Genomic DNA, 9,064 nt, shown 5'->3' on the forward strand with positions numbered 1-9,064 from the left:
CGGTATGCTATAATAGGCGATAGTAGAATAGATTACTGAATTTGTCAGGAGCGTTTTAAATATGGATGTAAGCATACTGGTCGTCAACTATAATACGTGTCAATTGACGCTGGATTGTTTGCAATCGGTGTATGCGTCAAAGTCGCAGTACCGATATGAAGTGATTGTTATTGATAATCACTCCAGTGACGGATCTGTTGAGGCTATTCGTGCTGCATACCCGGAGATTACGTTGATAGCCAATAAGAATAATACAGGTTTTGCCAAGGCGAACAACCAGGGGATGGAAGTAGCCAGCGGGCGTTATATATTGTTATTGAACTCCGATACGTTGGTGCAACCGGACACGCTGGATACAATGGTTCAGTTTATGGATACGCATCCGGAGATGGGGGCATCGGGTTGCAAGGTCATCTTGCCGGATGGATCATTAGACAAGGCTTGTAAGCGAGGATTTCCAACGCCGTCAGCTTCTTTTTACTACGCTTTCGGCTGGTCGAAGCGTCACCCGGATAACCCGAAGTACAATCAATATCAGCTTGGGCATCTAAGCCCGGACGATGAGTATCCTGTAGATGTACTGGTAGGTGCTTTTATGCTGGTGCGCCGGGAGACGATTGACCAGGTCGGGGGTTTGGACGAAACCTTTTTTATGTATGGTGAGGATATTGACTGGTGTTACCGGATTAAGCAAGCCGGGTGGGGCATTTACTACTACCCGCGCACATATATTATTCATATCAAAGGGGGCAGCGCTCGCCGTCGTCCTTTGAAAATTATTTATGAGTTTCATAGAGCAATGTGGGTATTTCATCGTAAGCATTATAAACAGCAATACAGTTGGATCACCAATATGGCTGTATATGCGGGAATTACCGTGAAATTTGGAATGGCCTTTCTAAAAAATAAGTTGTCCGCACCGGTCAAGCCAGACGGCGGGGAACAATCTCGTACTGAGGTGAAAGCATGATACGCAGAAATCAGCGTTTTCTAACCCAATTATATATTGTGGCGGATTTCGCGGTCATTCAGTTGTCCTTTCTGATCGCTTGGTTTTTCAAATTTGAAAGTGAATGGATCACCTATAAAGAACCGCTTCCTATTCAAGTATATGGAGGCTGGAGCTTAATCTACGGCCTGATTGCTGTAGTGTTGGGGATGTTATTCTCGCTCTATTCGCCCAAACGCAAAAAACGGTTTGCAGACGACGTATTCCGTGTCACCCAGATTCATATCGTTGGCCTGTTCGTGCTGTTGAGTGTGATGTTCTTCGTGAAGCAAATCGACATTTCGCGGTCCTATTTGGCAATCTATATGGTTGGAAACGTGCTGCTTATTTTGTTTTACCGATTTTTTTTGAAGCAAGTTCTTAAAGCTCTCCGTCAAAAAGGGTACAACAAGCAATTCATGCTTATTCTCGGGGCGGGTACTCTAGGCCAACGATTTTATCATAACCTTGGACAGTATCCTGATCTGGGATACGAGGTAGTGGGTTTTCTGGATGATAAGCGGCATTGGAGTGAAGAGGAAGAGGCGCATTTTCGCCCGATTCTTGGAGGCTTAGATCAATTGGAGGCTACGCTGTCGCGTCTGATGATTGACGAGGTCATTCTGGCGCTGCCGCTGGATGCTCATGATAAGTACCCCAAGATTATCAACATGTGTGAAAAAGCTGGAGTGCGCACGCTTATAATCCCCGACTTTTTCGATTATTTGCCGGCTCGCCCGTACTTTGACAACTTTGCAGGTATGCCGATGATCAATGTACGGGATATTCCACTGGATGTGGCGGGGAATCGATTGTTTAAGCGTCTGTTCGATATTTTATTCTCTTTATTCGCGATTCTCCTGACCTCTCCGATCATGCTAGGGGTGGCGATTGGTGTGATGATTACATCCAGAGGGCCAATCATTTTTAAGCAGGAGCGGGTAGGCTTGAACCGTCGCACCTTCCGAATGTACAAATTTCGTTCGATGAAGGTGCTGCCCCCTGGAACTGAAGATACGGGCTGGACGACTGCTAATGACCCAAGACGCACACGTTTTGGTACTTTTATTCGTAAAACGAGTCTCGACGAGTTGCCGCAATTTTTCAACGTTCTGCTGGGTGATATGAGTGTCGTTGGTCCACGCCCAGAACGACCCTATTATGTGGATCAGTTCCGTGAGGAAATTCCAAAATACATGGTGAAGCATCATGTTCGTCCTGGAATCACAGGCTGGGCACAGAGCAACGGGTTGCGTGGAGATACATCTATTGAGGAACGGATTAAGCATGACATTTTCTATATTGAGAACTGGTCGCTCTTATTCGATATTAAAATTATTTTCCGTACGATTCGCAATGGTTTCAAGAACGCGTATTAATCCAGAGTCACCCTTCGGTTTAGCCGGAGGGTGTTTTTGCGTCTGGCAGTTGTTTTGAGTATGCGTATGTGGGGTATTGACCTGTACGAAAAGGATGTGACACCCTATGAAACGACTAATTGCTGCGGTCATTCTTTTAATATTAACCGGCACATTTTTACTGGGTTACAAAGGGCAATCTACAGAAGAACATACTGGCTTTACCACGCACCGCGTGATTTCGCATGCCATGGGAGCCGTTGATGGTTTGGCCTATACTAATGCGCGTGAAGCGTTTGTGGAAAATTATAAAAAAGGCAGCCGCGTATTCGAGGTCGACCTGATGTTTACTTCGGACGGACATTTGGTGGCGCGCCATGAATGGACAGAATCTTTTACAGAGCAAATGCAACAGGAACACGCAGTTGCTACAGAACAGGGCGGAAAACCTTGGAGCTATCATCAATTTAAAAACACACCCATACACGGTTCCTATACTCCAGTAGATTGGAAGGATGTATTGGATCTATTGGAAACATACCCGGATGCTTATATTGTGACCGATACGAAAGAACAGGACCCTGCCCAAATCAAACAGTTGTTTGCACAACTGACCCGTCAGGCACAGGAGAAAAACCCCGAGCTTTTGTCCCGTATTGTTCCTCAAATTTACAATGAAGAAATGCTGCAAACGTTGCGGAGTATTTATCCCTATCCATCCGTTATTTATACGCTCTACGCCACAGAGGATAAAGATGACCAGATCCTTCGATTTGTACAGCAAAATGATATAACGGCAGTAACTTTACCAGAGAATCGGGTGAGTGGTGCTTTAGTGGAAAGTTTGCGCCAGGCAGGAGCAGTGTGCTACGTAAATACCATTAATGAGTTGAAGGATGCGGCTGAGTATGAACAGATGGGTGTGCGAGGTTTCTATACAGATATTTTAACGGAAAAAGAACTTAGTAAACGCAGTTGGTTGTATGCGCTACGACCATGAGCTGTCTGAACGGGGTGTTCCCATTTGATACGAACATTGACACCTTTTAAGCACTGTCATAGACTTAGCATAGAACGCTTTTGGATATTGGAATTCGGCTCGACTGGATCATAACAAAAGCAATGGATGCTGGAGGAATGTGTGTTGGCAGATTCAATTCAATCATGGAAGCATGTGTTTAAGCTTGATCCTGACAAGGAACTGGATGACGAGGCACTTGACGCCGTGTGTATGTCTGGTACGGACGCCATTATGGTAGGAGGTTCATCGGGCGTAACCTATGAAAATACGGTGGATTTGCTGTCACGGGTTCGGCGTTATGAGGTGCCGTGTGTGCTTGAGGTGTCCGATCTGGAGGCTGTAGTGCCAGGGTTTGATCTATATATGATTCCCATGGTACTGAATACCACTGACAGTAATTGGATTCTAGGGCAGCACCAACGTGCGATTGAACAGTTTGGTTATATGATCCCGTGGGATTTGCTTGTGGCGGAAGGATATATTGTTTTGAACGGTGATTCTACGGTCGCTAAGCTTACCGGAGCAGATGCTTCGCTGGATGCTTCATCTGCCGCCTCATATGCACAGATTGCTGACAAGCTCATGCATCTGCCGATTGTATATGTGGAATATAGCGGTGCTTTTGGAGATATGGAGCTGGTGCAAAAAATACATCGCAGTACTGAGCGCTCTCGTGTCCTATACGGGGGAGGAATCGTGGATAAATCTACCGCGTTACAAGCGGCTGCGGTTTGTGACACCATTGTAGTAGGTAACATCATTTATCGTGATTTGGCGAAGGCGCTGGAGACGATAGCTGTGAAATTGGAAGTATAGAACGTGAATTTATGGAAGCTCAGGGAAAGGAGCATGCACGCATGCAATCAATAGATATACACGAGGCGGTAGCTCGCCTTAATCCGCCTCAGCGTCAGGCTGTGGAGGCGGTAGATGGTCCGCTGCTGATTATGGCTGGCGCAGGCAGTGGTAAAACACGGGTGCTCACGCACCGAATAGCTTACCTCATCGCGACCCGCAAGACGGCTCCATGGGGCATTTTGGCGATTACCTTTACGAACAAGGCTGCGCGTGAAATGCAAGATCGCGTATCCAAGCTGATTGGCCCGCAGGGGAGAGATGTGTGGGTATCCACCTTCCACTCGATGTGTGTGCGTATTTTGCGTCGGGATATCGAGCGGATTGGCTTCACCTCCAATTTCAGCATTTTGGATTCTACGGATCAATTGTCTGTCATTCGGAGCTGCATGAAGGACCTGAATATAGACACCAAAAAGTTTGAACCCAAAGCGGTTCAGTCTATGATGAGTACGGCTAAAAATGAACTGGTCACTCCCGAAATGTATGAGCGCAAGATTGGCGACTATTTTGAGGGGATTGTGGCGAAGGTATATACCAAGTACCAACAACGGCTCAAAAACAACAACTCTCTTGATTTTGATGATTTGATCATGGCAACGATTCAGCTATTTAAAGAAGTACCTGAGGTACTGGATTTCTACCAGAAGAAATTTCAATACATTCATGTTGATGAATATCAGGATACGAACCGTGCGCAGTACATGCTGTGCAAAATGCTGGCCGACAAGCATCACCGGATTTGCGTAGTAGGTGACAGTGACCAATCCATCTATCGGTGGCGGGGGGCGGATATTAGCAACATTTTGAATTTTGAAGAGGACTACCCGGAAGCGCGCACCATTTTGCTGGAGCAGAACTACCGGTCCACCTCAAATATTCTCAATGCTGCCAACGAAGTTATTGGTCAAAATACAGGCCGCAAGCCGAAGAAACTATGGACTGACAAAGAAGGCGGAGCCAAGATTAAAGTTTACCGTGCTGACTCCGAGCATGATGAGGGCTACTTTATCGCCTCAGAAATTCATAAGAATATTAATGCGGGCAAAACCTATAGCCAGCATGCCATTTTGTACCGTACGAATGCTCAGTCTCGGGTTGTCGAGGAAATTTTGATTAAATCGGATATTCCTTACCAGATCGTGGGCGGTATCAAGTTCTATGATCGTAAAGAAATTAAGGATTTGCTGGCGTATCTTCGCCTACTCTCCAATCCTGACGACGACATCAGCTTGATCCGAATCATTAATGTGCCAAAACGAAGCATCGGAGACACGACCGTCGGTAAATTGCAGGCAGCTGCAGCGGAACGTGGAGTTTCGATTTTCCGTGTCCTTCAAGTTGTAGACGATTTGGGCTTTGCAGGACGTACGCGCAATGCGTTGGTAGAGTTTTACGATATGATCGAAGGTTTAAGTCGGATGGTAGACTACCTGTCGGTTACCGAGTTAACAGAAAAAATGTTGGAAACCACCCAATATCGATTGGAACTGCAAAACGAGAATACACTTGAATCACGCTCGCGTTTGGAGAATATTGATGAGTTCCTGTCGGTAACCATGGAATTTGAAAAAGGAGCGGAAGATAAGTCACTCGTCTCCTTCCTGACCGACCTTGCTCTGATTGCCGATATTGATTCCATGAATGACGATGAAGAAGAACAAAGCGATGCGGTTGTATTGATGACCATGCATAGCGCCAAAGGACTGGAGTTTCCTATCGTATTTATTGTCGGTATGGAGGAGGGAGTATTCCCTCATAGTCGTGCCTTTTTGGATAACGAAGAGCTGGAGGAGGAGCGCAGATTGGCGTATGTCGGGATTACCCGTGCAGAGGAGCAACTGTTCCTTACATGCGCACAGATGCGCACTCTGTTTGGCCGCACCACAGCTAACCCGCCTTCCCGCTTTCTCGAAGAGATTCCGGACGAGTTAAAAGAGGATACGATCATTAAACGTGACCGCTACCGCCGTTCAGGCAATGTAGGCGGATCTTATGGTGGGCGCGGACTGAATAAAGGTAGTGGCAGCAACTTTGGTGGAGAACGCTCGTTTGATACGATGAGCCGCAGTGGTTCGTCCGCTTCCGTGTCACCCCGCGTAACAGTAACGACATCTTCATCTGCGAAAGCAACTCCGGCTGCTTCGGCAGGAGGCCCCTCCATTTTTGCTGCCGGAGACAAGGTACAGCATGGCAAATGGGGGATTGGAACCATTGTCGCTGTAAAAGGGACGGGTAATGATATGGAGCTTCAAATTGCTTTCCCGGCTCCAGTAGGGGTTAAACGACTGCTGGCTGGCTTTGCACCAATTACAAAAGTAGAATAAATCTCAAACATCATTAAATCTCGAACCTCATGAGTGGCAGCTTGGCTTAGGCCTCTGCCCTGATGAAGTTCCCGGAGGGATACGCCTGCATGAACCCAATGCACAGGATGGAGCAGCTTGTTGCTGAACTGAACACATATAACTATCATTACTACACACTGGATGAACCCAAGATCAGCGACAAAGAATATGATGTGCTTTATGACGAGCTGGTAGCGCTTGAACAGACGAGCGGTCTTGTGCTGCCGGATTCGCCGACACAGCGTGTGGGTGGGGAGTTACTCAAAGGTTTCACACCGCATCGCCACCTTGCCCCATTATGGAGCCTTGATAAAGCTCAGAATATGGAACAGCTGCGTGCATGGAACGCGCGTGTTGTTAAACTGGTCAATGATTACAATACCAAGAACCCGGAGCAACCTTTGCCATCTCCAGGCTATGCTATAGAACTTAAATTCGATGGCCTGACGCTGAACCTGACATATACTGATGGACAGCTGGTACAGGCTTCTACCCGCGGTAATGGCGTGGTGGGTGAGGGAATATTGGCACAGGTGAAGACCATTAAATCCGTGCCACTTACAATTCCTTTTCGAAATGGAACAATTGAAGTACAGGGAGAAGGGATAATGAATCTCTCTGTACTGTCCAAATATAATGAGACTGCCGTGGACCCTCTTAAAAATGCACGCAACGCCGCAGCTGGCGCTTTGCGTAACTTGAATCCCAAAGTGACAGCAGAACGGCGATTGAATGCATTTTTCTACAATGTGGGATATGCAGACCGTATCCAGTTTAACAGCCACCAGGAAATGATGACTTTCCTGCGTGAAAATCATTTTAAGGTAAACCCTTACCTGACTTACTTTGATAATTTTGAAGATGTAATGGAGCAACTGATTGAGATTGAAGAATCTCGTGCCGGATTGGATTACCTCATTGATGGGGCAGTATTGAAAATTACAGATATGCGCACACGTGAGGCTCTCGGGTATACCGATAAATTCCCACGCTGGGCGGTGGCATATAAGTTCGAAGCTGAGGAAACGACAACGGTGCTTAACTCGGTTGAGTGGAATGTAGGACGAACCGGTAAAATCACCCCACTTGCAAGGGTAGAGCCGGTAGAGCTGGCGGGAGTCACTGTACAAAATTGTACACTGAACAATGCTGGTGACATTGAGCGCAAAAACCTGAAGTTTGCTTTGGGGGCACGTGTGTTTATCCGTCGCTCAAACGATGTCATTCCGGAGATATTAGGAAAGGTAACGTCTGAGAACGACGGTGAGGAAATTGTCGTACCAGATCATTGTCCAGCCTGCGGGTTTCCATTGCAGCAGCGAGGTGCCCATTTGTTTTGCGACAATAAGCTGGGGTGTAAACCACAAATTGTGGCTCGTATTTCCCATTTTGCTTCACGTGATGCTATGGATATTGAGACATTCAGTGACAAAACGGCCATACAGCTACATGACGAACTGGAAGTGCGCGAGCCTGCGGATCTGTATACACTCGAATATGATGATCTTGTGAAGCTGGAGCGGTTTGGTGAGAAAAAGGCCAGTAACCTCTTAGCGGCACTAGAAAAGAGTAAAGAGAGAGATTTGGCTTCTTTCCTTTATGCTCTGGGTATACCGAATACCGGTAAAGCGACAACACGCATGTTGGCTGAACATTACCGTGATTTGCACAAGACGATGTCCGCTACGGTGGAAGAACTGATAGAACTACCGGATATAGGCGGAATTGTAGCCGAAAGCATTGTTGCTTTCTTTGCCGATCCATTTACTCAGGCAGGAATTGAAAGAATGCTGTCTCTAGGGGTGAAGGCTCAGGCCCCTGAAGCTCCACAGGAGAAGAAGACAGACAGCTTTTTCAGTGGCAAAACGGTCGTGCTTACAGGTACATTGCATCAGCTTACGCGTGACGAAGCTGTATCCAAGCTGGAGGCGCTGGGAGCCAAAGTTGCGGGGTCTGTATCGAAAAAGACGGATCTAGTCATAGCTGGTGAAAAGGCTGGGAGTAAGCTAGCTAAGGCCCAACAGCTCGGAATTGACACCATAGAAGATGAGGATGAATTTATCAGACTGCTGGAACAAGAATAAATAGTTTTGCAATGAGTGCAGTCATTCCGCTCTGGGGCGGGGTGGCTGCCTTATTATCTGTTGTATAGTAGGAAATAAAATAGATATAAATAAATGCTTGCTAAATAACTTTAGGCATGATATATTATTAGACGTTGCTTTGAGAATAACATTTCTTGAAGCGAGGTTGCTGAAAAGATAATCAAAAAAAAGATTTGACAAGAAAGCAACTAACATGGTATGATATAACTCCTGGCTCGTTGAATGAACGAGAACAGACAAGTTCTTTGAAAACTGAACAAATGGATGATGAAATAAAGATTTCTTCTTTTATAAGAAGAATCGCTAGCATTAAAAATGAGCTTATCGCTCTTTCTATAAACCAACTTCGGTTGGTCTTTAATGGAGAGTTTGATCCTGGCTCAGGACGA

The 9,064-nt window shown here is 46.3% G+C and carries 6 protein-coding genes; all 6 read left to right on the forward strand.

Annotated elements, in window-relative coordinates; translation table 11 throughout:
- Positions 1-61 precede the first annotated feature (61 nt).
- The 6 genes from NLX82_RS16215 to ligA all read left to right on the forward strand — a co-directional run bounded on the left by NLX82_RS16215 (position 62) and on the right by ligA (position 8,654).
- Entirely contained in the window at positions 62-970 is a 909-nt protein-coding gene (locus tag NLX82_RS16215) for a glycosyltransferase family 2 protein (protein ID WP_028542092.1), read from the forward strand.
- Entirely contained in the window at positions 967-2,367 is a 1,401-nt protein-coding gene (locus NLX82_RS16220; protein WP_075154819.1) for an undecaprenyl-phosphate glucose phosphotransferase, read from the forward strand. Before NLX82_RS16215 ends, NLX82_RS16220 begins: the two co-directional genes overlap by 4 nt.
- Positions 2,368-2,473: 106 nt before the next feature.
- Entirely contained in the window at positions 2,474-3,346 is an 873-nt protein-coding gene (locus NLX82_RS16225) for a phosphatidylinositol-specific phospholipase C/glycerophosphodiester phosphodiesterase family protein (protein ID WP_254348579.1), read from the forward strand.
- 144 nt (positions 3,347-3,490) lie between these two features.
- On the forward strand, positions 3,491-4,183 hold the full coding sequence (gene pcrB, locus NLX82_RS16230) for a heptaprenylglyceryl phosphate synthase (protein WP_481856216.1): 693 nt from the start codon (positions 3,491-3,493) through the stop codon (positions 4,181-4,183).
- Positions 4,184-4,224: 41 nt separating this feature from the next.
- Positions 4,225-6,549: a DNA helicase PcrA gene (pcrA, locus tag NLX82_RS16235; protein ID WP_254348586.1), complete on the forward strand. Its 2,325-nt coding sequence runs from the start codon at positions 4,225-4,227 to the stop codon at positions 6,547-6,549.
- A gap of 89 nt (positions 6,550-6,638) precedes the next feature.
- Positions 6,639-8,654 (forward strand): NAD-dependent DNA ligase LigA, encoded by a 2,016-nt coding sequence (gene ligA, locus NLX82_RS16240; RefSeq protein WP_160788774.1) that lies wholly within the window; start codon positions 6,639-6,641, stop codon positions 8,652-8,654.
- Positions 8,655-9,064 lie beyond the last annotated feature (410 nt).

It is taken from the genome of Paenibacillus sp. A3M_27_13 (assembly GCF_024213315.1).
Classification (GTDB): Bacteria; Bacillota; Bacilli; order Paenibacillales; family Paenibacillaceae; genus Paenibacillus; species Paenibacillus polymyxa_B.